This is a genomic window from Streptomyces sp. NPDC013455 (assembly GCF_040632975.1).
Taxonomy (GTDB): domain Bacteria; phylum Actinomycetota; class Actinomycetes; order Streptomycetales; family Streptomycetaceae; genus Streptomyces.
Window position 1 is genome coordinate 19,930 of the sequence record NZ_JBEYCX010000021.1, and the last position, 23,383, is coordinate 43,312.

24 protein-coding genes and 1 pseudogene are annotated in these 23,383 nt (G+C 73.1%); 11 read left to right on the forward strand and 14 right to left on the reverse strand.

Annotated elements, in window-relative coordinates; translation table 11 throughout:
- Nucleotides 1-24: 24 nt before the first annotated feature.
- The 3 genes and pseudogenes from ABZ576_RS27900 to ABZ576_RS27910 form a co-directional block, all read right to left on the reverse strand.
- A pseudogene (locus tag ABZ576_RS27900) lies at nt 25-348 on the reverse strand (TetR/AcrR family transcriptional regulator); the annotation flags it as partial.
- Between the two features lie 111 nt (nt 349-459).
- Nucleotides 460-1,293, reverse strand: a complete 834-nt coding sequence (locus ABZ576_RS27905; RefSeq protein WP_360746520.1) for a DUF4253 domain-containing protein — start codon at nt 1,291-1,293, stop codon at nt 460-462.
- Nucleotides 1,294-1,362: 69 nt separating this feature from the next.
- On the reverse strand, nt 1,363-1,752 hold the full coding sequence (locus tag ABZ576_RS27910) for a VOC family protein (protein ID WP_360746523.1): 390 nt from the start codon (nt 1,750-1,752) through the stop codon (nt 1,363-1,365).
- Nucleotides 1,753-1,826: 74 nt separating this feature from the next.
- Between ABZ576_RS27910 and ABZ576_RS27915 the strand changes: the two genes are divergently transcribed.
- A complete protein-coding gene (locus ABZ576_RS27915) occupies nt 1,827-2,798 on the forward strand; it encodes a YafY family protein (RefSeq protein ID WP_360746526.1) in 972 nt (323 codons plus the stop codon).
- Nucleotides 2,799-2,832: 34 nt separating this feature from the next.
- Here the strand turns inward: ABZ576_RS27915 and argS are convergent, their stop codons facing one another.
- Complete coding sequence (gene argS / locus ABZ576_RS27920; protein ID WP_360746529.1) at nt 2,833-4,599, reverse strand: arginine--tRNA ligase; 1,767 nt, start codon at nt 4,597-4,599, stop codon at nt 2,833-2,835.
- Nucleotides 4,600-4,727: 128 nt separating this feature from the next.
- Between argS and lysS the strand changes: the two genes are divergently transcribed.
- Complete coding sequence (gene lysS / locus ABZ576_RS27925) at nt 4,728-6,470, forward strand: lysine--tRNA ligase (RefSeq protein WP_360746532.1); 1,743 nt, start codon at nt 4,728-4,730, stop codon at nt 6,468-6,470.
- 82 nt (nt 6,471-6,552) lie between these two features.
- On the opposite strand, the gene ABZ576_RS27930 is transcribed toward lysS, so the two are convergent.
- The 3 genes from ABZ576_RS27930 to ABZ576_RS27940 form a co-directional block, all read right to left on the reverse strand.
- On the reverse strand, nt 6,553-7,815 hold the full coding sequence (locus ABZ576_RS27930) for a DUF2637 domain-containing protein (protein ID WP_360746535.1): 1,263 nt from the start codon (nt 7,813-7,815) through the stop codon (nt 6,553-6,555).
- Nucleotides 7,816-7,935: 120 nt separating this feature from the next.
- On the reverse strand, nt 7,936-8,850 hold the full coding sequence (locus ABZ576_RS27935) for a DUF3558 family protein (RefSeq protein ID WP_360746538.1): 915 nt from the start codon (nt 8,848-8,850) through the stop codon (nt 7,936-7,938).
- Nucleotides 8,851-8,976: 126 nt separating this feature from the next.
- Nucleotides 8,977-9,846, reverse strand: a complete 870-nt coding sequence (locus tag ABZ576_RS27940) for a DUF3558 domain-containing protein (protein ID WP_360746541.1) — start codon at nt 9,844-9,846, stop codon at nt 8,977-8,979.
- 216 nt (nt 9,847-10,062) lie between these two features.
- Here ABZ576_RS27940 and ABZ576_RS27945 point away from each other — a divergent pair, with 216 nt between their 5' ends.
- Nucleotides 10,063-11,256, forward strand: coding sequence for an RtcB family protein (locus tag ABZ576_RS27945; RefSeq protein WP_360746544.1), 1,194 nt, complete (start codon nt 10,063-10,065; stop codon nt 11,254-11,256).
- Between the two features lie 91 nt (nt 11,257-11,347).
- Here the strand turns inward: ABZ576_RS27945 and ABZ576_RS27950 are convergent, their stop codons facing one another.
- Nucleotides 11,348-11,944: a TetR/AcrR family transcriptional regulator gene (locus ABZ576_RS27950; RefSeq protein WP_360746547.1), complete on the reverse strand. Its 597-nt coding sequence runs from the start codon at nt 11,942-11,944 to the stop codon at nt 11,348-11,350.
- Nucleotides 11,945-12,026: 82 nt separating this feature from the next.
- Between ABZ576_RS27950 and ABZ576_RS27955 the strand changes: the two genes are divergently transcribed.
- Nucleotides 12,027-12,872: an NAD(P)H-binding protein gene (locus tag ABZ576_RS27955; RefSeq protein ID WP_360746550.1), complete on the forward strand. Its 846-nt coding sequence runs from the start codon at nt 12,027-12,029 to the stop codon at nt 12,870-12,872.
- A gap of 82 nt (nt 12,873-12,954) precedes the next feature.
- On the opposite strand, the gene ABZ576_RS27960 is transcribed toward ABZ576_RS27955, so the two are convergent.
- Genes ABZ576_RS27960 through ABZ576_RS27970 form a run of 3 tightly spaced genes read right to left on the reverse strand, consistent with a single transcriptional unit; the run spans nt 12,955 to nt 14,289 of the window.
- Nucleotides 12,955-13,128, reverse strand: coding sequence for a hypothetical protein (locus ABZ576_RS27960; RefSeq protein ID WP_360746552.1), 174 nt, complete (start codon nt 13,126-13,128; stop codon nt 12,955-12,957).
- Nucleotides 13,125-13,898 carry an SDR family NAD(P)-dependent oxidoreductase gene (locus ABZ576_RS27965; RefSeq protein ID WP_360746555.1) on the reverse strand — a complete coding sequence of 258 codons (774 nt, stop codon included), beginning with the start codon at nt 13,896-13,898 and terminating at the stop codon, nt 13,125-13,127. The genes ABZ576_RS27960 and ABZ576_RS27965 overlap by 4 nt, the downstream gene beginning before the upstream one ends.
- A 52-nt stretch (nt 13,899-13,950) precedes the next feature.
- On the reverse strand, nt 13,951-14,289 hold the full coding sequence (locus ABZ576_RS27970; protein ID WP_360746558.1) for a YnfA family protein: 339 nt from the start codon (nt 14,287-14,289) through the stop codon (nt 13,951-13,953).
- Nucleotides 14,290-14,409: 120 nt separating this feature from the next.
- Between ABZ576_RS27970 and ABZ576_RS27975 the strand changes: the two genes are divergently transcribed.
- A complete protein-coding gene (locus ABZ576_RS27975; protein WP_360746561.1) occupies nt 14,410-14,886 on the forward strand; it encodes a hypothetical protein in 477 nt (158 codons plus the stop codon).
- Nucleotides 14,887-15,141: 255 nt separating this feature from the next.
- On the opposite strand, the gene ABZ576_RS27980 is transcribed toward ABZ576_RS27975, so the two are convergent.
- Nucleotides 15,142-15,546: a helix-turn-helix domain-containing protein gene (locus ABZ576_RS27980; RefSeq protein ID WP_360746564.1), complete on the reverse strand. Its 405-nt coding sequence runs from the start codon at nt 15,544-15,546 to the stop codon at nt 15,142-15,144.
- A gap of 137 nt (nt 15,547-15,683) precedes the next feature.
- On the opposite strand from ABZ576_RS27980, the gene ABZ576_RS27985 reads away from it, so the two are divergent.
- The 4 genes from ABZ576_RS27985 (at nt 15,684) to ABZ576_RS28000 (ending at nt 20,127) form a co-directional block, all read left to right on the forward strand.
- A complete protein-coding gene (locus ABZ576_RS27985) occupies nt 15,684-16,574 on the forward strand; it encodes an NADP-dependent oxidoreductase (RefSeq protein WP_360746567.1) in 891 nt (296 codons plus the stop codon).
- Between the two features lie 77 nt (nt 16,575-16,651).
- The gene (locus ABZ576_RS27990) at nt 16,652-17,740 is read left to right on the forward strand and encodes an LLM class flavin-dependent oxidoreductase (protein ID WP_360746570.1); all 1,089 of its coding nucleotides are present in this window, start codon (nt 16,652-16,654) and stop codon (nt 17,738-17,740) included.
- A 113-nt stretch (nt 17,741-17,853) separates the two neighbouring features.
- Nucleotides 17,854-18,681: a response regulator transcription factor gene (locus ABZ576_RS27995; protein WP_360746573.1), complete on the forward strand. Its 828-nt coding sequence runs from the start codon at nt 17,854-17,856 to the stop codon at nt 18,679-18,681.
- A complete protein-coding gene (locus ABZ576_RS28000; protein WP_360746576.1) occupies nt 18,682-20,127 on the forward strand; it encodes a HAMP domain-containing sensor histidine kinase in 1,446 nt (481 codons plus the stop codon). It abuts the gene before it with no gap.
- Between the two features lie 173 nt (nt 20,128-20,300).
- On the opposite strand, the gene ABZ576_RS28005 is transcribed toward ABZ576_RS28000, so the two are convergent.
- Nucleotides 20,301-20,573 carry a hypothetical protein gene (locus ABZ576_RS28005; RefSeq protein WP_360746579.1) on the reverse strand — a complete coding sequence of 91 codons (273 nt, stop codon included), beginning with the start codon at nt 20,571-20,573 and terminating at the stop codon, nt 20,301-20,303.
- Nucleotides 20,574-20,786: 213 nt separating this feature from the next.
- Entirely contained in the window at nt 20,787-21,677 is an 891-nt protein-coding gene (locus ABZ576_RS28010; protein WP_360746842.1) for a LysR family transcriptional regulator, read from the reverse strand.
- A gap of 79 nt (nt 21,678-21,756) precedes the next feature.
- Between ABZ576_RS28010 and ABZ576_RS28015 the strand changes: the two genes are divergently transcribed.
- Nucleotides 21,757-22,683: an EamA family transporter gene (locus ABZ576_RS28015; RefSeq protein WP_360746582.1), complete on the forward strand. Its 927-nt coding sequence runs from the start codon at nt 21,757-21,759 to the stop codon at nt 22,681-22,683.
- Nucleotides 22,680-23,336 carry an NAD(P)H-binding protein gene (locus ABZ576_RS28020; RefSeq protein ID WP_360746585.1) on the forward strand — a complete coding sequence of 219 codons (657 nt, stop codon included), beginning with the start codon at nt 22,680-22,682 and terminating at the stop codon, nt 23,334-23,336. The genes ABZ576_RS28015 and ABZ576_RS28020 overlap by 4 nt, the downstream gene beginning before the upstream one ends.
- Nucleotides 23,337-23,383: the final 47 nt, after the last annotated feature.

Genomic DNA, 23,383 nt, shown 5'->3' on the forward strand with positions numbered 1-23,383 from the left:
GGAGTCTCGCCGACCATCCCGGGCTCACGCGAGGTCTTCGGCGTCCCGCACGATGCGTTCCACCGCGGCCGTCGCCAGTCGGTCCCGTTCCTCCTCCGTGAAGACGTCCGGCAGGGTGAGCTGCTCGGTGATGAGCCAGTTGAGGGTCAGGATCAGCAGCTTGACGGCCATGGCGTCGCCGGGCAGGCCGGACTCCTGGTGGTAGGCGACGTTGGCGTCGATGTCGGCGCGGACCCGCTCGGTGAGGACCCTGCGCAGCTCGGGGCGGCGGGTGGCCTCCAGGCGGAGTTCGAGCAGGGCCAGGTGGCCGGTGCGGAAGGAGGCGACCCGGCCGATCAGTTCGCGCATCGAGGGCGGCGCGCTGCTGGTCGTTCCGCCTCACCACTGACACCACTCCCACCCCGGCACCCGGATCGAACCACTACAAGTAGAGTTCTACTGCCCGGGGGCGCACCCGCGTCACTCCCACCAGAAGGACCAACTGGCCGCTCCCACCAGCTCCTCGGCGTACGCCCGCACGCTCCCCGGACCGCCCCGCACGACCGCGTCCGGGCACAGCGCGTAGTGCTCGGCGGCCAGCACCTCGGCCGCCTCGGCGCTGCCGGGCGGCGCCGCCACCGACATCACCAGGGTGTCCGTGCCGAGCGCCACCACCCGGGCGCCGAACCGGTCTTCCCACGAGCGCAGCACCGCGCAGATCCGCGCCACGTCGTCCTCGTAGTTCCACGGCCCCGTCCAGCCGATCACCGCCGGTATGTCGGCGGACCGGCGGGCCGGGACCAGCGCCAGATGCGGCTCCTCCACCCACTGGGCCCACCTGTCCCGGTCGCCGGTCAGCGCGTCGGCGACCTGCGCGGCCCGCGTCTCGGGGGCGGCCGACAGCACCCCGGCCGGTGCCGGTCCCGGCCACTGCGTGCCGAACGGCTCCGTCTCCCGCGTCGCCTGCTCCTCCGTCTCCTCGGCCCAGTACTCCGCGAGCACCTCCTCGGCATCGTGGTCCCCCGGGTACGACGCCTCGTCCGGCAGCAGCATCCAGTCCTCGGCGCCGGCCCGGCACCCGGCCAGGTCCACCAGCACCGGCAACAGCCCGGCCCGGGCCGCCGGCGCCCCCAGCGCCTTCCACGCACCGGGCGCACACGCCTTCTCCGCGTGCCACAGCAGCGGCTCGGGCCGGCGTCCGCCGTCCGTGCCGTCCGTGCCGTTCACCAGTCTGCCGGGCGGCAGTCGGAGTCCGAGGGAGCGACCACTGGGGTCGGTGGCCAGCCTGGGCAGCGGGTTGGGAAGAGTCGCCATGCCGGTGAGCGTAGGAGCAGCCACTGACAATCGGCCGGGGTCCCGCGACGGCCCCCGGTGCGGGCCCCGTCAGACCAGGGTCGTGATGCAGAACGGGTGGCCGGCCGGGTCCAGCAGGACGCGCCAGCGGTCCGGTTGCGGCTGCGTCTCGGCCTTGGACGCGCCCCGTGCGAGCAGGTGGGCCTCGGCGGTGTCCAGGTCGTCCACGCCCACTTCGATGTGGGCCTGCTTCTCCTGGGCCGGGTCCGGCCAGGTGGGCCGGCGGTAGTCGGGCAGGCGGTGGAAGCCCAGCCCCGGCCCCCCGTCCCCGCCGGTGAGGAAGACGAAGTCGGCGGAGGAGTAGGCGACCGTCATGCCGAACATCTCGGCGTAGAAACGGGACAGTTCGGCGGGGTCCGCGCAGTCGAAGGTGACGGCGGCACAGCGGAACGCGGGTGTGGAAGTGGTCTGCGTGGTCATGGGGAGGACCGTAGGACGTGACCCGGACAGATCCGGTCCTGGTCGTGGGAGGCCGGTGTGGAAAACTTCGGCTCGTGCTCAGCGCGTCCGCCCGTCTGCTGCGCCTGCTGGCGCTGCTCGCCGCCCGCCCCGCCTGGACCTGCGCCGAGCTGGCCGACCGCATGGCCGTCACCGACCGCACGGTGCGCCGGGACATCGCCCGGCTGCGGGAACTCGGCTACACCGTCGACTCCGACGCCGGCCCCTGGGGCGGCTACCGGCTCCGGGCCGGCTCCCGCGTGCCGCCGCTGATCCTCGACGACGAGGAAGCGCTGGCCGTCGCCGTCGGCCTGCGGGAAGCGGCCCTCGGCGGCGCCCTCGGCGGCGACCAGGCCGCGCTGTCGGCCCTGCTGAAGCTCCGCCAGGTGCTGCCGCCCCGGGTCGCCGAACGGCTCGCCGAGTGGGACGACGCCCTCGTCCGGCTGCCCTGGTCCGAGGAGCCGCGGATGCGGCCCGGCATGCTGCTGGAGCTGGCCGCCGCCTGCCGGCGCGGCGAGCGCGCCCGGCTGTCGTACCGCGACGGGCAGGACCGGCACACGGTCCGCGACGTCGACCCCTACCGGCTCGTCCACACCGGACGGCGCTGGTACTTCGTCGCCCGGGACGTCACCCGGGGCTGGCGCACCTTCCGCGCCGACCGCGTCGAACGGCTGCGGCCCACCGGGCGTCCGGTCGAGATCACCGACCCGCCCGACCCGGCGCAGCTCGTCTCCCGCAACACCGCCAACGGGCCCTACCCGCTCTCCGCCACCGTCCGGCTGCCGCTGCCCCTGGCGGACGCGCTGCGGGCCGTACCCGCCACCGTCGGCACCCACCGCCCCGACGGCCCGGACGCGACGATCGTGGACATCGGCGGCCCCGACGCGGACGGGCTCGCCCGCTACCTGCTGGGCCTCGCCGTGCCGTTGCGCGTCCTCGCCCCCGACTCCGTACGGCAGGCCCTGGTCCGCCGTACCCGCGCCCTCCTCGCCGCCCACACGGACGACGACGGCCCGCCCCCGGGATGAGGGCGGGCCGTCGGTGGCGTGCTGCGTCGCCCGGTCAGAGCTTCTCGGGCGTCCTGATGCCCAGCAGGGCCATGCCCCGGTGCAGGGTGCGGGCCGTGAGGTCGGAGAGGAAGAGGCGGTTCTCGGCGATGTCCTTCGGCGGCGCGGGCTTGATCACCGGGCACTTGTCGTAGAACGACGTGAACAGGGACGCCAGCTGGTACAGGTACGCCGCCAGCTTGTGCGGGGCGTACTCCGCGGCCGCCTCCCGGACCGTCTCCGCGAAGGAGTCCAGGTGGAGGCCGAGGGCCCGCTCGGCGTCGGCCAGGGCCAGCTCCGGGTGGGCCGCCGGGGAGACGTCGCCGGCCTTGCGGAGGATCGACTGGATACGGGCGTAGGCGTACTGGAGGTAGACGGAGGTGTCGCCGTTCAGCGAGACCATCTGGTCCAGGTCGAACTTGTAGTCGCGGTTCGCCGACGTCGACAGGTCCGCGTACTTCACCGCGCCGATGCCCACCTGGGCACCCCGCTCGGCGATCTCCTCCTCCGACAGGTCCTGCGCCTTCTCCCGGACCACGGCCGACGCGCGGTCGATCGCCTCGTCCAGCAGGTCGACCAGGCGGACCGTCTCGCCCTCACGCGTCTTGAACGGCTTGCCGTCCTTGCCGAGGACCGTGCCGAAGGCCAGCTGCACCGCCGTGACGTCGTCGTTCAGCCAGCCGGCCCGGCGGGCCGTCTCGAAGACCATCCGGAAGTGCAGCGCCTGCCGGGCGTCCACCACGTACAGCAGGGTGTTCGCCTTGAGGTTGAAGACGCGGTCGCGGATCGCGGACAGGTCGGTGGCCGCGTAGCCGTAGCCGCCGTCCGACTTCTGCACGATCAGCGGGACCTGGTTGCCGTCCGGACCCTTGATGTCCTCGAAGAAGACGCAGAGGGCGCCCTCGGAGCGGACCGCGACGCCCGACTCCTCCAGGAGCCGGCAGGTCTCGGCGAGCATGTCGTTGTAGCCCGACTCGCCGACGATGTCGGGGTCCCGGATCTCCATGTCCAGCTTCTCGAAGACGGAGAAGAAGTAGATCTTCGACTCGTCCACGAACTTCTGCCACATGGCGAGCGTGGCCGGGTCCCCCGCCTGGAGGTCCACCACCCGGCGCCGGGCCCGCGTCTTGAACTCCTCGTCGGAGTCGAAGAGCTTGCGCGCGGCCTTGTAGAGGCGGTCGAGGTTCGACATCGCCTCCTCACCGCTCACCTCGGACTCCTTGTGGTCCAGCTCGTGCGGGTGCTCGTCCAGGTACTGGATGAGCATGCCGAACTGGGTGCCCCAGTCGCCGATGTGGTGACGCCGGACCACGTTCTCGCCGGTGAACTCCAGCAGCTGCACCACCGAGTCGCCGATCACCGCGGACCGCAGGTGGCCGACGTGCATCTCCTTCGCCACGTTCGGCTGGGCGTAGTCGATCACCGTCGTACCCGGCTGCCCGGCGAGCGGCACGCCGAGGCGGCCCGACTCGTCCGTGTACCGCGCGGCCAGGTTCTCCGTGATCGCCCGGTCCGCGACCGTGATGTTCAGGAAGCCGGGGCCGGAGACCTCGACGTCCGCGATCACCTCACCCGTCACCACCTGGGAGACGACCTGCGTCGCCAGCTCCCTCGGGTTCGCCTTCGCCTTCTTGGCCAGGGCCAGGATGCCGTTGGCCTGGAAGTCGGCCCGGTCGCTTCGTCGCAGCAGCGGGTCCGCGCCGGCGGCCTCCGGCAGGGTGGCCGAGAGGGCGGACGCGAGGTGCTGCTGGACGTTGTCGCTGAGGGACGTGACCGAGGCCATAGGAATGGGTGCCGTTCTCCTCGTGGGGATGGATAGACCCGCCCAGTATCCCACGGGGGGTAAAGCCGTTTTCCCGGGCGCGAGCCGGTCTGTGAGAATGGGGTGTCACCCCGTTCAGAAAGAAGGACGTGCCGATCGTGGCTCAGAGCACCGAGACCACCGACTGGGTCTCCCGTTTCGCGGATGAGGTCATCGAGGAATCGGAGCGTCGGGCCCCGGGCAAACCGGTCGTCGTCGCGTCGGGACTCTCCCCCTCCGGCCCGATCCACCTCGGCAACCTCCGCGAGGTCATGACCCCGCACCTGGTCGCCGACGAGATCCGCCGCCGCGGCCACCAGGTCCGTCACCTGATCTCCTGGGACGACTACGACCGCTACCGCAAGGTGCCCAAGGGCATCGCCGGTGTGGAAGAGGACGTCTTCAAGGAGCACATCGGCAAGCCGCTGACGTCCGTTCCGGCGCCGGCCGGGTCGCCGCACCCGAACTGGGCCGAGCACTTCAAGGCCGCGATGATCGAGTCGCTGGCCCAGCTCGGCGTGGAGTTCGACGGCATCAGCCAGACCGAGCAGTACACCGGCGGCGCCTACCGCGAGCAGATCCTGCACGCCATGAAGCACCGCGGTGACATCGACGCGATCCTCGCCCAGTACCGCACCAAGCAGAAGCCCGCCAAGAAGCAGCAGAAGCCCCTGGACGAGGCCGAGCTGGAGGCCGAGGAGGGCTCCGGCGCCGCGTCCGAGGACGACGGCAGCTCCGGCTCCGCCGGCTACTTCCCGTACAAGCCGTACTGCGGCGGCTGCGGCAAGGACCTGACCACGGTCACCTCGTACGACGACGACACCACCGAGCTGGCGTACACCTGCAACGAGTGCGCCTTCGCGGAGACCGTCCGGCTGACCGAGTTCAACCGCGGCAAGCTCGTCTGGAAGGTCGACTGGCCCATGCGCTGGGCCTACGAGGGCGTGATCTTCGAGCCCAGCGGCGTCGACCACTCCTCGCCCGGCTCCTCCTTCCAGGTCGGCGGCCAGATCGTCGGCATCTTCGGCGGGCAGCAGCCGATCGGCCCGATGTACGCCTTCGTCGGCATCAGCGGCATGGCGAAGATGTCGTCCTCGCGCGGTGGCGTGCCCACCCCGGCCGACGCGCTGAAGATCATGGAGCCGCAGCTCCTGCGCTGGCTCTACGCCCGCCGCAGGCCCAACCAGTCCTTCAAGATCGCCTTCGACCAGGAGATCCAGCGGCTCTACGACGAGTGGGACAAGCTCGCCGCCAAGGTCGCCGACGGCTCCGCCCTGCCGGCCGACATCGCCGCCTACTCCCGGGCCGTCGGCACCGCCGCCGGCGAGCTGCCCAGGACGGCGCGCCCGCTGCCGTACCGCACCCTCGCCTCCGTCGCCGACATCACCGCCGGTCACGAGGACCAGGCGCTGCGGATCCTCTCCGAGCTCGACCCCGAGCAGCCGCTGGCCTCACTGGACGAGGCACGGCCCCGCTACGACCGGGCCGAGGAGTGGATCAACACCCAGGTCCCCGCCGACCAGCGCACCATCGTCCGCGACGAGCCCGACGCCGAACTGCTGAAGTCCCTCGACGAGGCGTCCCAGCAGTCCGTGCGGCTCCTGCTCGACGGGCTCGCCGACCACTGGTCGCTCGACGGGCTGACCCACCTCGTCTACGGCGTGCCGAAGGTGCAGGCGGGGTTCTCCGCCGACGCCACGCCCAAGGAGCTGCCGCCGGAGATCAAGACGGCCCAGCGCTCCTTCTTCGCCCTGCTGTACCACCTGCTCGTCGGCCGGGACACCGGGCCGCGCCTGCCCACGCTGCTGCTCGCGGTCGGGCAGGAGCGCGTACGGCGCCTGCTCGGCGAGTAGCGGTCCGGCGGGAAGCGGCGAGCCGGCGCTCGTGAGAAAAGGGGCCCTCCGATCCGGAGGGCCCCTTCTTCCCTTCACGGCCTCACGCGATGTGGTCCTCTTCCAGCTCCGCCGAGTGGCGCTGCTGGAAACGGTCCACGAGGGCCTTCAGCTCACCGGGGCTGAGCTGCGTGCCGTAGGTCGCCTGGATGTTGTCGCCCAGGACCCGCGGCGTCGGGTAGCTGCCGTCGATCGACTGCCGGAAGACCTGGTAGAAGCCCTCCTCGTCCGGCTCGACGGGCGGTGTGCCACCGCCTCCGCCCAGCTCCCGGGTCCGGTTCGGGCCCACCGGGATGGGGAAGCTGCCGGTCTCCTCCGGGGAGGGCTGCTGGAAGTCCTCCGGCTCCTGCTCCTCGTACCACTCCTCGTACTGCTCCTCCGGGGCGTACTGGGGCTCCTGGAGCATCGGGTCGTACGTCGGGTCGTAGCCGCCGTGGTACTCGATCTCGCGCTGCGCCTGGAACCACGGGCTCTGCTCGTCGGCACCGGGGTCCCCGGCGGGCCGCTCCCTGGGCGGAGCCGTCCGTGCCGGGGCGGGCGCCGCCCCGGCGGCAGGGCCGGCCGTGGCGGCGGCACGGCCGCCCGCGGCGCCGGTCTCGGCCGCCACCAGCTGCGGCTGGGCGGCCGGAGGCAGCAGTACCGGCTCGATGCCGGCCGCCGCCAGCCCCGCCGGAGCCGTCTCCGCCAGGGGGACGCCGTACCTCGCCAGCCGCAGCGGCATCAGGGACTCCACCGGAGCCTTCCTGCGCCACGCCCGGCCGAAGCGGGACCGCAGCCTCGCCTGGTAGACGAGACGTTCCTGCTCCAGCTTGATGACCTGCTCGTACGAACGCAGTTCCCACAGCTTCATACGGCGCCACAGCAGGAACGTCGGCACCGGGGACAGCAGCCAGCGGGTGAGACGCACCCCCTCCATGTGCTTGTCCGCCGTGATGTCCGCGATCCGGCCGATGGCGTGCCGGGCCGCCTCCACCGCCACCACGAACAGCACCGGGATCACCGCGTGCATGCCCACGCCCAGCGGATCCGGCCAGGCGGCGGCGCCGTTGAACGCGATCGTCGCCGCCGTCAGCAGCCACGCCGTCTGGCGCAGCAGCGGGAACGGGATGCGGATCCAGGTCAGCAGCAGGTCGAGGGCGAGGAGGACGCAGATGCCCGCGTCGATGCCGATCGGGAACACATAGGAGAAGTTCCCGAAGCCCTTCTTGATCGCCAGTTCCCGGACGGCGGCGTACGAACCGGCGAAGCCGATGCCGGCGATGATCAAAGCGCCGGTCACGACCGCGCCGATGAGAACGCGGTGCATCCGAGTCAGCTGCGGTGGCGCGGCCACTCGTACTCCCCTCCCCTTGCGTGATGTTGCGCGCAACAGAGTGGCACACGTGTGCGGCGAACGTGGCGCCGGTCAGCCGCCGGGAGCCTCCGGTCAGCTCTTGCGGGCGGCCGACCTGGACGGGGACGCGTCGGCGGAGGCCGACCCGGACGGGGCCTTGGAGGAGTCGCCCGACGGCGACTTCGAAGCCGGCTTCGACGGGCTCGCCGGGGCCGTCGACGGCGAACTCGCCGTACCGCCCGCCCCGTTGGCCTTCGACACCGACGCCACGGCCTCCTTCATGGCCTTCTGCGCGGCCTTCGTGAGATCGTCGGCGTCCGGCGTCTTCTCGCCCGCCAGACCGGCACCGTTGTAGTCGAGCGTGACGACCACGTTCTCGACCCGGGCGACGACCGTCTGCTGCTTGAAGAGGCCTTCCTTCTTCTTCAGGTCGTACCGCACCACCGACGCCTCGGCGCCCGTGCCGGTCAGCGGCACCACCTTGGTGTTCTTGGCGCCGTCCACCGCCTGCGCGTCCTTGACCTGCCGGCCGTAGTACGTGTGCGCCTGGTCCTCGGCCGAGCCGCGCGTGACGTCCGAGTCGAAGCGCAGCAGGGAAACGTTCAGCCAACGGAACTGCGAGCCCTTGACGCCGTTGTTGTCCAGGCTGTTCCACGAGCACGAGGCGCGCGACGACGGATCGTCGGAGCTGCCCTTCTTGCCCGACTTGGAACCCTTGGGCACCAGGTCGGACAGCGTCTCCTTCGCCAGGACGGCACACGGGTCGGGGAGCTTCGCGTAGGCCGCGGCCTGCACCGTCGGCGACGCGCTCGCCGACGACTGCGTGTCGCCGCCCGCCGACTGCGGGGCGCTCGCACCGGACTTGGCCTCGGAGTCGCCGGAGTCCGAGGAGCACGCGGCGGTGATCAGGACCGCGGGGACGGCTGCCGCGCAGACAAGAGCGCGGCGGAGGCGCTTGGCTCGCATGGCTCGCTGGGCACGGACGTCTCGCTGGGCTGCTCGCTGCATGGTTCCTTCACTCATGACGCTCGGTGTTCGTGCGGGTTCCTGCGGGGCCACGGTACGCGGTGGGGGAGCTGCGCGGTTTCCGTTCGCGCCCTTCGCGGACAGGGGCCGGTGGCACGCGCGCGGCCGTCAGCCGCCCAGCGCGTCGTCCAGTTGAGAGGCCAGTTCACGCGCCCTGTCCTGCATTTCCTTGCTGTCCGGGACCGTTCCGGTGGCCATCGGCTGCTCCTCGTACTGGATGGTGACCACCACGTTGGACGTGCGGAACACCACAGTCACCGTCCGCTGTTCGGCCGTCGAACCGGACGTGCTCAGCCGGTCGTCCAGATACGCCTCGTCACCGAGGTCGGAGAGCGTACGGGGCTGGAGATCGGTCGGCGCGGCATCCGGCGCGGACCCCGCCGGCCCCGACCCGGACGATCCGGCCGCCGGGGACTGGGAGGAGGACGCCGCCGGTCCCGTGGCGGACGCGGACGCGTCACCGCTCGGGCCGCCCTTGCCCGAGGGGGTCGCCGACGGCGACTGCGCCGGCACCGAGGAGCCGCTGGGCACCGGCAGGTCGGCGGCCGTCTCCTTCTCCAGGAACAGCTTCTGCGCCTGGTCGTCGTCGCTGACCGTGTTGTCGTACGACACCACACGCTCGAAGTCGACCGAGAGGCGGTCGGTGGCGGCGGCCGACTCGACCTTCCAGTGGCAGCCCACCTTGCGGTCGGTGTCGTAGGTCAGTGCCGCCTCGCCCTGGTACGCCTTGTTCCGCTGCACGGTGTCCGTGATCTGCTGGATGCCGGGCAGCAGCGCGTCCAGGGTCTCGTGGCCGACCGCACCGCAGGGCTCGGGGAGCGTGCGGTACCTGCCGGGCTGGGCGGCGGCGGTCACCGTGCCGGCGTCACCGGGATTGGCGTTGTCCGTCGCGCCGTCGTCCCCCGAGCCGCTCGTGCAGCCGGCCAGCAGCGCCGCGAGGAGGGCGGCGGTGCCGGGTACGTACGCCTTCCGCTGCACGGTCGGGCTCCTCTCGACGGATGACTCGGTGCTCGGTGGTCCGGGGGGCCCGCTGGTTATTCGCTTGCCGCGGCGGGGCGCCCCCTGGAGACAATGTGTATCGCACGCACTGCCGTGGACGCCGGTCCCTTGTCCCTTTTCAACGACCTTGGCGCCGCTTTTGCGTTTTGCTTCCTATAAGCCTTTTGTTGTTGCTTCCGGGGGAATGAGGAATACATGTCGTACGTGGAGATGCCGGGCGCGAAGGTCCCGATCCGGATGTGGACGGACCCGGCGACGGTCGAGGACGTGGCCCTGCGCCAGCTCCAGAACGTGGCCACCCTGCCCTGGATCAAGGGCCTGGCCGTGATGCCCGACGTGCACTACGGCAAGGGCGCGACGGTCGGCTCGGTCATCGCGATGCAGGGCGCGGTGTGCCCGGCGGCGGTCGGGGTGGACATCGGCTGCGGGATGTCGGCGGTGAAGACGTCACTGACCGCCGACGACCTCCCCGGGGACCTCTCCCGGCTGCGGTCGAAGATCGAGCAGGCGATCCCGGTGGGGCGCGGGATGCACGACGAACCCGTGGCGCCGGGGGACTTCCACGGGCTGGCGACGGCCGGGTGGGAGGACTTCTGGGGGCGGTTCGACGGGATCGCCGAAGCGGTCAGGTTCCGTCAGGAGCGTGCGCACAAGCAGATGGGCACCCTCGGCGGCGGCAATCATTTCGTCGAGGTCTGCGTCGACGTGTCCGGCTCGGTGTGGCTCATGCTCCACTCCGGGTCCAGGAACATCGGCAAGGAACTCGCCGAGCACCACATCGGCACGGCCCAGAAGCTCCCGCACAACCAGGGTCTGGTCGACCGGGACCTCGCGGTCTTCGTGTCGGACACCCCGCAGATGGCGGCCTACCGCAACGACCTGTTCTGGGCGCAGGAGTACGCCAAGTACAACCGCACGCTGATGATGGCGCTGCTCAAGGACGTGATCCGCAAGGAGTTCAAGAAGGCCAAGCCGGTCTTCGAGCCGGAGATCTCCTGCCACCACAACTACGTGTCGGAGGAGCGGTACGCCGGCATGGACCTGCTCGTCACCCGTAAGGGCGCGATCCGGGCCGGCTCCGGCGAGTACGGGATCATCCCGGGCTCGATGGGCACGGGGTCGTACATCGTGAAGGGGCTCGGCAACGAGCTGAGCTTCAACTCGGCCTCGCACGGCGCGGGTCGGCGGATGAGCCGCAACGCGGCCAAGAAGCGCTTCTCGACCAGGGACCTGGAGGAGCAGACGCGGGGCGTGGAGTGCCGCAAGGACTCCGGTGTCGTGGACGAGATCCCGGGCGCCTACAAGCCGATCGACCAGGTCATCGACCAGCAGCGGGACCTGGTCCAGGTGGTGGCCAAGCTGAAGCAGGTCGTCTGCGTCAAGGGCTGACGCGTCCGGCCCCCGTCCGAGGCCCCCGGCTGCGGCCGGGGGCCTCGCCGTGTCCGGCCGTCGCGTCCGGGTGCCGTCTGGGGACGCGGCGTCAGCCCTCGGCCGGCTCCAGCGAGTCCAGCCAGCGCAGCAGGCGTTCGCCCTCGCGGGTCATGACGTCCGGGTCGCGCAGGGCGTTGGCCAGGAGGGACATGCCCTGGTAGGCGGCGACCAGGGTGAGGGCGTGGCCGTCCGGGTCCTCGACGCCCCAGGCGCGGAACTGGGCGGCCGCCCAGTCCAGCAGGCGGCGGATCACCGCGCCGGCCTCGGCGTCGAGGGTGCCGTCCGTGCGCTTGTCGAGTTCGACGGCGAGGGTGCCGGTGGGGCAGCCGTGGCGGGCGGCGGTCTCGCGCTGGCCGACCCAGCACCGGACGAGGTCCCCGAGCCGGTCGCGCGGGGTCGCCAGCCGGTCGAGCCGGCCGGTGAGTTCGTCCAGGTGCGCGCGGTGTTCCGCGAGTGCGGCCTGGACCAGTTCGTCCTTGGTCTTGAAGTAGTAGTAGACGTTCCCGACCGGGACGTCGGCCTCGCGCGCGATGTCCGCGAGGGTGGTCCGCTCGACGCCCTGCCGGTGCAGGACGTGTGCGGCGGCCGCGGTGAGTCGCCGGCGCTTCTGTGACGCCCGCGCGCGCCGGTCCACTGAGTTCGTCACCTGACTGACTATAGACAGGGCCCCTCGGGGGCGTGCTAGGTTCCCTGTTAGTTAGCCGACTAACTCAGAGGGTGGGTGCGTGATGATCGTGGTGACCGGGGCGACCGGCAATGTCGGGCGGGCTTTGGTGGACGTGCTGGCCGGGGCGGGGGAGGACGTCGTGGCCGTGTCGCGGCGGGCGGACCCCGGCCGGCCGGCCCCGGGGGTGCGCTGGGCCCGCGGCGGTGTCGGCGACCACGCGAGTATGCGGGGCGCGCTGGAGGGCGCGCGTGCGGTGTTCCTGGTGCTGGGCGGTGAGCTGAACCTGCGCGGGGAACGCCCCGAGCTGCTGCTCGACGTGGTCGCCGAGGCCGGGGTCGAGCGGATCGTGCTGGTGTCCTCGCAGGTCGTCGCGGTCAGGCCGGACGCGCCCTCGCACGCGCGGCTGCGCGCGTACGAGGCGGCGGTACGGGCGTCCGGGCGGGAGTTCACCATCCTGCGGCCCGGCGGATTCGCCTCCAACGCCCTCGCCTGGGCCGAGTCGGTCCGCACCGGGCGCACCGTCTACGCGCCGTTCGGGGATGTGGCGCTGCCCGTGGTGGACCCGGCGGACATCGCCGCGGTGGCCGCCGCCGCGCTGCGCGAGGACGGGCACGCGGGCCGGGTGTACGAGCTGACCGGGCCGGAGCCGGTCAGTCCGCGCGGGCAGGCGGCGGTGCTGGCCGCGGCCCTGGGCGAGGAGGTGCGGTTCGTGGAGCTGTCGCGCGAGGAGGCGCGGGCCGGGATGGAGCGGTTCATGCCGGCGGAGGTCGTCGCCGGCACGCTGGACGTGCTGGGGGCGCCGCTGCCGGCCGAGCGGCGGGTCGGCCCCGACGTGGAGGCGGTCCTGGGCCGGCCGGCCGCGCCGTTCGCGGCATGGGTCGCGCGCTGTCTGCCGGCGTTCGTCTAGGGGGTGTCTCGCCGATCGTCCCGGGCTCCCGGCGCTCGCCGATCCGGCCTGATCGACGAGACACCCCCTAGCGTGCGGTGCGCTACTTCGCGTGCCGTACGGCGTAGATCATGACGAACGCCACGAAGTGGATGCCGAAGAGGAAGTAGGCAAGGAAGTACCAGACCTTGCGTTCGTCCTTGGTCTCCTGCTCCAGGCGGCGCCGCTCGGCGGCCTGCGCGCCGGCGGACGCGGCCGGCTCCCCGGCGGTCGTCACAGTTCCCGGTGGACCTTCGTGTTGGACGCCTGGGCGCGCGGGCGCAGGACGAGGAGGTCGACGTTGACGTGGCTGGGACGGGTCACCGCCCAGGTGATCGTCTCGGCGACGTCGTCCGCGGTGAGGGGCTCGGCGACCCCCTCGTACACCTTCGCGGCCTTGTCGGCGTCGCCGCCGAACCGGGTGAGGGCGAACTCGTCGGTCTTCACCATGCCGGGGGCGATCTCGATGACCCGCACCGGCTGCCCGACGATCTCCAGGCGCAGCGTCTCGGCGAGGACGTGGGCGCCGTGCTTGGCGGCGACGTAGCCGCCGCCGCCCTCGTAGGTGCCGTGGCCCGCGGTGGAGGAGACCACGACGACGACGCCGTCGCCGCCGGCCACGAGCTTGGGCAGCAGGGCCTGGGTGACGTTGAGGGCGCCGATGACGTTGGTCTCGTACATCGAGCGCCAGTCCGCGGGATCGCCGGTGGCCACCGGGTCCGCGCCCAGGGCGCCGCCGGCGTTGTTGACGAGGACGCCGATGGCCTGGAAGGCGGTGGCGAACTCGTCCACGGCCGCGCGGTCGGTGACGTCCAGCTGGTAGGCCACCGCCGAGTGGCCGGCCCGGGTGAGCTCCTCGGCCAGGGCCTCGATCCGGTCCTTGCGGCGGGCGGTGAGGACGACCCGGTAGCCGGCCGCGGCGAGCTGCCGGGCCGTGGCTGCACCGATGCCGCTGCTCGCGCCGGTGACGACGGCGATCCGGGAGGCGGACGGGGCGGCGGTGGCCATGGCTGCTCCTGAGGTCGGTGCGGGGTCGGGCTCCGTCCAGCCTAGGCGAGCCTCATCCGCCGTTCCGCGGCGCCCACATGATGGTCGCCATGCCGGCGAGGCAGATCAGGGCACCGGCGATGTCCCAGCGGTCGGGGCGGTAGCCGTCGGCGACGACGCCCCACAGGAGGGAGCCGGCCACGAAGACGCCGCCGTAGGCGGCGAGGACCCGGCCGAAGTGGGCGTCGGGCTGGAAGGTGGCGACGAAGCCGTAGGCGCCGAGGGCGAGGACGCCCCCGGTGATCCACAGCCACCCGCGGTGTTCGCGTACGCCCTGCCAGACCAGCCAGGCGCCGCCGATCTCCAGCACGGCGGCGACGGCGAAGAGGGCGGCGGAGCGCAGGACGGACATGGGGGAAGCTTCGCACGCCGGGGTGGTGTCACCTGTTGGAGGGCGCCTGGCGGGCGGCTCGCGTGGCATACATCCGTACGGCAGTCGGAGCGCGAGCGGGAAGTGGTGAGGGGCGTGCGGATGCGGGCGTGGGTGTCGGCCGGCGTGTGTGCCGGTGTCGTGCTGGTGCCGGGGAGCACGGTGGCCGCGGCGGCCGCGGTGGCCGCTCCGGTTCCCGAGGCCGACCTGGCCTTGCACGGCACCGCGGTGATGGACGGGGACCGGGTGGAGGTGCGGCTGACGCCGCGCAACAACGGGCCCGCGGAGATCGCGGACGCCACGGTCCGGTTGCGCTGGTCGGCGGAGCTCGCCGACCGGCAGGAGCTGCCCGCCCGCTGTGCCCGGGAGGACGAGCGGACGGTGCTGTGCGGGACCGGGGTGCTCGCCGCGGACGGGACGGGGGAGCAGCTGCGGGTGCCGGTGCGGCTGCGGGACCGGCCGCAGGAGGTGACGCTGGAGGTCGACACCGCCTGGAGCGCGGGCGTGGTGGACAACGACCGGACGAACGACCGGGTGAAGGTGCTCGTCCTGGCCACGGGGGACGGCTACGCCTTCTGAGCGGGGGCTGGTGAGCCGGTAACGGTGGTTCGTGGTTCGGCAGGCCTGTCTGCGGGTCTGCGGGTCTGCGGGTCGGTGGGTCTGCGGGTCGGTGGGCCGGGGGAGGTGGTGGACCGACGGGGCCGACGGGCCGGGGGAGGTGGTGGACCGACGGGGCCGCGGGCCGGTGGAGGCGGTGGGCCGGGAGGCCGCCGCGGAGGTGGCCCGGCGGCCGGCGGTGGCCGGCGGTGGCCTCCCGGCAGCGGCTGACGGCCGTCAGGCGGGGGGCTGTGCGTCGTAGTGCTCGCGGGCGGCGCGGACCTCGTCGAAGTGGGTCTCCGCCCAGTCCTTCACGGCGGTGAGCAGGCCGGCGAGGCTGGCGCCGAGCGGGGTGAGCGCGTAGTCGACGCGGACCGGGACGGACGGGGTGACGGTGCGGCTGACGATGCCGTCCCGCTCCAGGGCGCGCAGGGTCTGGGTGAGCATCTTGGGGCTCACGCCCGCGATCCTGCGGCCGATGTCGCTGTAGCGCATGGGGCCGGTGGACAGGGCGGAAACGACGAGCGAGACCCACTTGTCGCTGAGCCGGCCGAGGAGCTGGTTGGTGGGGCACTCGCGCAGGAACGCGTCGTAGTCGGCGCGGGCCTGTTCGCGCCGCTGGGCCGCGGTCGTGGTCGCCATGGGTCCTCACCTTCGGGTCGGCTACGCACTCTGAGGTAACTACTTACCATTCGATAGTAGCTCTCCTACGGTTGGTGCTGCGGCGAAGAAAGTCGCCGCGATGACCATCACCTTCGTTTCTTCCAGGGAGAGTTGTCATGCGTGCTGCTGTGGTGAGGGCGTTCGGCGGTCCGGAAGCGGTGGAGATCGTGGAGGTGGCGATACCGGAGCCGGGTCCGCGCCAGGTGCGGATCAAGGTGGCCGCGGGGGCGCTGAACCCGGTGGACGCGGCCGTGCGCGCCGGTCTCTTCGGCGGGGCCGGACGGACCCTCGGGCTCGGCTGGGACGTGGCCGGGACGGTGGACGCGGTGGGTGTGGCCGCCGCCTGGCGGGTCGGGGATCCGGTGGTGGCGCTGGTGCCGGGGGTGGCCGAGCCGCTGGGCGCGCACGCCGAGTACGTCGTGGTGGCCGCGGACGCGGTGGCCGCGGCGCCGGTCTCGGTGGACGCGGTGCACGCGGGCACCCTGCCGCTCAACGGGCTGACGGCGGTGCAGGCCCTGGATCTGCTGGACCTCGCGCCGGGCGGTTCGCTGCTGGTGACCGGTGCGGCGGGGGCGGTCGGCGGGTTCGCGGTGCGGCTGGCCGCGCACCGGGGGATCGAGGTGACCGGGCACGCCCGGGCGGGCGACGAGGAGCTGGTGCGCTCGCTGGGTGCCGTCCGCTTCACGGCCGGCGGGGTGGAGCCGGGCAGTGTGGACGCGGTGCTGGACGCGGCGGTGCTCGGCGAGCCGGCGCTGCAGTGGGTGCGGGACGGGGGAGCGTACGTCGGGGTGCACCCGGGGGCACACCCCGCGCCGGTGCGCGGGGTGCGGACGGACGCGGTCGAGGTGGCCGCGGACGGGACGGGGCTGGCGGAGCTGGTCCGGCTGGTGGACGCGGGGGTGCTCACCCTGCGGGTGGCGGCGGCCTACCCCCTGGAGAAGGCGGCGGAGGCGCACGGCCGGCTGGCCGAGGGCGGGGTGCGGGGGCGCCTGGTGCTGGTGCCGTAGGGGGCCGGAACAACCGGGCCGGGGTGACCGTTGGAAGGCTATAGTTGAACGGTCAACAACCTGGAGGGTGAGTGGCCATGCAGTTCGGGATCTTCACGGTCGGCGACGTCACGCCGGACCCCACGACGGGACGGACCCCGACCGAGGGCGAGCGGATCAAGGCCATGGTCGCCATCGCGCTGAAGGCCGAGGAGGTCGGCCTGGACGTCTTCGCGACCGGCGAGCACCACAACCCGCCGTTCGTGCCGTCGTCCCCGACCACGATGCTCGGCTACGTGGCGGCGCGCACCCGGCGGCTGATCCTCTCCACCTCCACCACTCTGATCACCACCAACGACCCGGTGAAGATCGCCGAGGACTTCGCGATGCTGCAGCACCTGGCCGACGGGCGCGTCGACCTGATGACGGGCCGGGGCAACACCGCGCCGGTGTACCCGTGGTTCGGCCAGGACATCCGGCAGGGCATCAACCTCGCCATCGAGAACTACGCCCTGCTGCACCGCCTGTGGCGCGAGGACGACGTCGACTGGGAGGGCGCGTTCCGCACGCCCCTGAAGGGCTTCACCTCCACCCCCCGCCCGCTGGACGGCGTACCGCCGTTCGTCTGGCACGGCTCCATCCGCTCCCCGGAGATCGCCGAACAGGCCGCGTACTACGGCGACGGCTTCTTCCACAACAACATCTTCTGGCCCGCCGACCACACCAGGCGGATGGTCGAGCTGTACCGGAACCGGTACGCCCACTACGGGCACGGCACGCCGGAACAGGCGATCGTCGGCCTCGGCGGCCAGGTGTTCATGCGGAAGAACTCCCAGGACGCGGTACGCGAGTTCCGGCCGTACTTCGACAACGCGCCGGTCTACGGCCACGGGCCCTCGCTGGAGGACTTCACCGCGCAGACCCCGCTGACCGTGGGCTCCCCGCAGCAGGTCATCGAGAAGACGCTGTCCTTCCGCGAGTACGCCGGCGACTACCAGCGCCAGCTGTTCCTGATGGACCACGCGGGACTGCCGCTCAAGACCGTGCTGGAGCAGCTCGACCTGCTCGGCGAGGAGGTCGTGCCGGTCCTGCGCGAGGAGTTCGCCAAGGGCCGCCCGGCGGACGTGCCCGAGGCGCCGACCCACCGGTCGCTGCTCGCCGCCGCGCGGAGGGAGACCGCCGCCTGAGTCACGACCGTACCGGGCGGGGTGCCGGTGTGACGGTGAGAGGGCGGTGAGAAGGGTGGTCGCCGGCCCCGCGCGCCCGGCCCGACCGCCGGCGGCCTTGGCAGACTGGGGACGTGCCCCAGACTGTGCTGCTCGCCGAAGACGACCGCGCCATCCGCCATGCCCTGGAGCGTGCCCTCACCCTGGAGGGCTACGCGGTGACGGCGGTCGCCGACGGCGTGGAAGCGCTGGCGCAGGCCCACAGGAACCCGCCGGACGTCCTCGTCCTGGACGTGATGATGCCGGGCATCGACGGTCTCCAGGTCTGCCGCGTGCTGCGCGCCGAGGGCGACCGCACCCCCATCCTCATGCTCACCGCCCTGGTGGAGACCGCCGACCGCATCGCCGGCCTCGACGCCGGCGCCGACGACTACGTGGTCAAGCCCTTCGACGTCGAGGAGGTCTTCGCCCGGCTGCGCGCCCTGCTGCGCCGCACCGGCCCGGCGCCCGCCGCCGGCACCGGCGCGGGTCCCGGGAGCGGCGCGGTCACCGGCACCGGCGCGGGCCCTGGCACCGGGGCCGTTCCCGGCACCGGGGCCGGCCGGGTCCCCGGCGCGGGCACCGGTTCGGACGGCCCGGCACGGGAGGTGCCGGCCGGGGCGCGCCCGCTGGAGGCCGCCGGCCTGCGCATGGACCCCCAGGCCCGCCGGGCCTGGCGCGGCCGGCGGGAGCTGGAACTGACCCGCACCGAATTCGAGCTGCTGGAACTGCTGGTGCGCAACGCGGGCATCGTCCTCGACCACGGCACGATCTACGACCGCATCTGGGGCTACGACTTCGGCCCCGGCTCCAAAAACCTCGCCGTCTACGTCGGCTACCTGCGCCGCAAGCTCGACGAGCCCGGCGCACCCCAGCTGATCCACACCGTGCGGGGCGTGGGTTACGTGCTGCGGGAGGACTGAGTGGGCCGCCGGCGGCCGCCGGCCGGGTCCCGGCCGAAGCTGGTCTCCCTGCGCACCACCTTCGCGGTCTCCTTCGCCGCCGTCACGGCCGCCGTCACCATCCTCGTCGGCATCGTGTCGTACGGCTCCGCCGCGGGGCTCGTCCGCGTCGACCAGCAGTCGGTGTTCACACAGGTCGTGCAGGACGTCCGGGACGAGGTGCGACGGCAGGCCATGGGCCCGGAGGACTTCTCCTCCTCCCGGCCCGGACACGACCTGGTCCGCCCCGCCCGTACCGACGTCCAGGTGCTGGGCACCCGGGGCGAGATCGTGGACCAAGGCAGCCCGGTGCTCCCCGTCACCCCTCGGGACCGGGCCGTCGCCGTCGACCCGTCGGCCGGTCGGGTCGTACAGCACAAGGACGTACGGGTGGACGCGGACCTGTTCCGCATCGCCACCGTCTCCTTCGGCCAGGGGCGGGGCGCGGTGCAGGTCGCGCAGGAGTTCAGCGACACCGAGGACCTGCTGCGGGCCCTCCAGCGGCGGACGCTGATCCTGATGGCGGCGGTCGTGGTGGCGGCCGGACTGTTCGGGTGGTGGCTGGCCCGGCGGATCACCCGGCGCCTGGTGATCCTCACCTCGGCGGCCGAGAACGTGGCCCGCACCCGGCAGCTGGGCATCCAGGTGCCGGTGACCGGGCTGGACGAGGTGGGCAGGCTGGGCCGCGCCTTCGACCGGATGCTGGGGCGGCTCGCGCAGTCCGAGGAGGACCAGCGCAGGCTCGTGCAGGACGCGGGCCACGAGCTGCGCACACCGCTGACCTCCCTGCGCACGAACATCTCGCTGCTGCGGCGGATCGACGAACTCCCGCCCGCCAGCCGGGAGGAGCTGGTCGCCGACCTCTCCCAGGAGGCCCGGGAACTCACCGACCTCGTCAACGAACTGGTCGACCTCGCCGCCGGCCAGTCCGACGCCGAGCCGCCCCAGCGGGTGGACCTCGCCGACCTCGCCGAGGACGTCGCCGGCCTGGCCAGACGCCGTACCGGCCGGGACATCGTGCTGCGCGCCAACGGTGACACGACGGCCGAGGGGCGGCCCGGGCTGCTCCAGCGGGCCATCTCCAACCTGGTCGAGAACGCCGCCAAGTTCGACCGGGGCGGCAAGGCGCCGATCGAGGTCTGCGTCACCGGGCCGGCGCGGCCCGGCACGGTACGGGTGGAGGTGCGGGACCGGGGGCCCGGGATCGCCGACGGCGACCTGGTCCGCATCTTCGACCGCTTCTACCGCGCCGCCGACGCGCGCTCCCTGCCCGGCTCCGGCCTCGGCCTGTCCATCGTGCGGGAGATCGCCATGGCGCACGGCGGAGCGCCGTTCGCCTTCCGGCGCGAGGGCGGCGGAGCGGTGATCGGGTTCACGGTGGGCGGGGGCGTCGTGGGCGACGAGACGGACCCGCACGGCGACGACTGACCGCCCCACGGCTCCGCCGCGGGCGGCCGGGTCACCCGCCGGCGGGCGTCGGGCGGCCGGGTCACCCGCCGGCGGGCGTCGGGCGGCCGGGTCACCCACCGGCGGGCGTCGGGAGGCCGGCGCGCCGCGGTCAGTCGCCGCCGCCCCGGCGTCGGGAGGCCGGTGCGCCGCGGTCAGTCGCCGCCGCCCCGTCTCGCCGCCGTCAGTGTCCAGGCCAGGTTGCCCGCCGCCGCCCCGGCGGCCACCGTGGCGGCGATCACCCCGCCGGTGGCGAGGCCGTCGCTGAACAGGTGCGGGCGCCGGGCGAGGCTGTGCAGGCCGAAGCCGCACAGCTCGTACACGCCGACGGCGGCGATGACCAGGCTGACGACCAGCACGGTCAGCGTGGGCGCGAGGCTGCGCGCGCACACCTGCGTGCCGGGCTCCGATCGCGTGGTGTCCTGCATGGGTCCCCCGTTGAACAGAAGTGTGAACAGCCCTACGGCACTCGGCCGTTGGGAACCTACAATACGTAGGGTCGATCGGGCCGACGCCGTGCGGATCCCCGTGCGTCGGCCGTGGGACCAGTGCAGCGGGGAGGCGGCCGGGGCGAGGGTGAGCGCGTCGTTGAGGGCGGTGAGCGCCGGCCGGGGCGGGTTCGCCGGCGACGGCCACCGCGGCTACCGCCGCTGCCGGACCCCGAGGACGTCGAGCATGGCCAGGGTGGCCGGGCTGGGGTGGAAGCTGCTCCAGGCCAGGTACTCGACCCGATGCGGCCCGTCGACCACCGGGACCAGCGCCAGTGCCGGGTCCGCGGCGGCCAGCGGCCCGATGAAGGCCGAGGGCAGCAGCGCGATGCCGAGCCCGCGCGTGATCAGCCGGGTGATCAGGTCCACCACGCCGGCCTCGTACGCGACGTCACGGACCAGACCGGCCGCGGCGAACGCCTGGTCGGACTGGGCCCGGGCGGGGGTCCCCGTCATGAAGTCCACGAACGTCTCGTCCGCGATCTCCCGCAGCGTGACCCGGGAAGCCCCGGCCAGCCGGTGCCCGGCCGCCACGACCAGCACGTGCTCGTCGTGATCGAGCACCTCGCTCTCCACCCCGACGGGCCGCTCCCCCTCCGGCAGCCCGAGGAAGGCGATGTCCAGGTCACCGGCGCGGATCGCGGCCGCCAGTTCGTCACTGCGCCCGGACCGGAGCATGACGCGGACCTCCGGGTGCCGGTCCCGGTACCGCTGGAGCACCTCCGGTACGTCCACGGCGGCCGCGGTCACGATCACGCCGACGGCGAGCCGGCCCCGGACCACCCCGGTCGCGGCGGCGGCGTCGGCCATCGCGCGGTCGGCGGCGGCCAGGCACTCCCGCGCCCGCGCCACGAACGCCTCGCCGGCACTGGTCAGTTCGACCCGCCGGCTGGACCGCGCGAACAGCCGCACCCCCAGCTCCCGCTCCAGGCCGGCGATCCGGTGACTGAGCGACGACTGCACCACGAGACAGCGCTCGGCGGCGCGGGTGAAGTTACGGGTCTCGGCTACGGCGACGACGTACCGCATCTGCTGGAGGTCCACGAGATGCATCGTCACCATTCATGGCTGCGATGACAACCATGCGTTGGTTTCATGGCCGTACCGGCCGAGACTTCCTCCCATGCCCACCGCCTCGACCCCACAAGCCCAGGCACCGCCACGGGCCCTGCCCCGGGCCCGGGCGGCGACCGTCGCCCTGACCGCCCTCGCCCCCGCCGCCTGGGGCACGACCTACGTCGTCACCACCGAACTCCTGCCGCCCGGGCACCCGTTGTTCGCCGGTCTCATGCGCGCCCTGCCCGCCGGGCTGCTCGGTCTCGCGCTCACCCGGGTGCTCCCGCGCGGCGACTGGTGGTGGAAGGCCGCCGTCCTCGGCGCGCTCAACATCGGCGCCCTGTTCCCGCTGCTGTTCCTGGCGGCCGAACGGCTCCCCGGCGGCGTCGCCGCCACCCTCAGCGCCGCCCAGCCGCTGCTGGTCGCCGCCCTGGCCATCGCCGTACTCGGCGACCGGCCGACCGCCTGGCGCTGGACCTGGGGCGTGCTCGGCGTCGCCGGCGTCGGACTCGTCGTCCTCGGCCCGGCCGCCCGCCTGGACACCGTCGGCGTCCTCGCCGGTCTCGGCGGTACGGCCGCCATGGCCGCCGGAGTCGTCCTCACCAAGAACTGGGGCCGCCCCGCGGGGGTCGGCCCCCTCACCCTGGCCGGCTGGCAACTGACGGCCGGCGGCCTGCTGTTGCTGCCGCTCACGCTCGCGGTCGAGGGGGTGCCGCGGATCGACGCCGGCGCGGCCGCCGGCTACCTGTGGCTCGGCAGCATGGGCGGTCTGATCGCGTACACGCTGTGGTTCCGCGGCATAGCCGCCCTCCCGGTCGGCGCGTCCGCACCCCTGGTGCTCCTGTCGCCGCTGGTCGCCGCGGTCATCGGCACCGTCATGGGCGAGTCCCTGAGCCTGCCGCAGACGCTCGGATTCGTCCTGGCACTGGCCGCGATGCTGGCCGCACAGCTCGATCCACCGAAGAACCGCCGAGGAAGGAGAACCGCACGATGAAGGCGGACATGAGGATCGCCGTGCTCGGTGCCACCGGAATGGTCGGCAGCCGGGTCACCGCCGAGGCCGGTGCGCGCGGACACCGGGTGCTCGCCCTGTCCCGGACCCCGGCCGGCGGGGACGGGCACGTGACGCCGGTCCCGGTCGACGCGTACGACACCACCGCCGTACACCAGGCGCTCGCGGAGGCGGGTGCGGACGCCGTCGTGCTGGCCGTACGGACCTACCCCGTGGACCGGGACTTCCTGCTCGGCGCCACCCGGGCGGTGCTCGACGCGGCCGCCCGCACGGGCAGCCGGGTCCTGGTGGTCGGCGGCGCCGGCGCCCTGCGCAGCCCGGCCGACCCGGGACTGCTGGTGGCCGACGACCCCGCCTACGTGCCGGCGGAACTGCGGCCGGTCGCGACGGCGGGGGTCGCCCAACTGCGCACCTGCCAGGCGCACCCGCACCCCGACTGGGTCTACCTGAGCCCGCCGGCCCTGCTCGAACCGGGAGCCCGGACCGCCCGTTACCGGCGCGGCACGGACACCCTGCTCACCGCGGCCGACGGACGCTCCTGGATCAGTGCGGAGGACCTGGCCGTGGCCGTGCTGGACGAACTGGAGGACCCCGGAACCGACCGGCACATCACGGTCGTCCACGGCGTGAGCTGAATCACGCCCGACGCGCTGAGCGGGCGGCCGCCGCGATTGCGTACCGT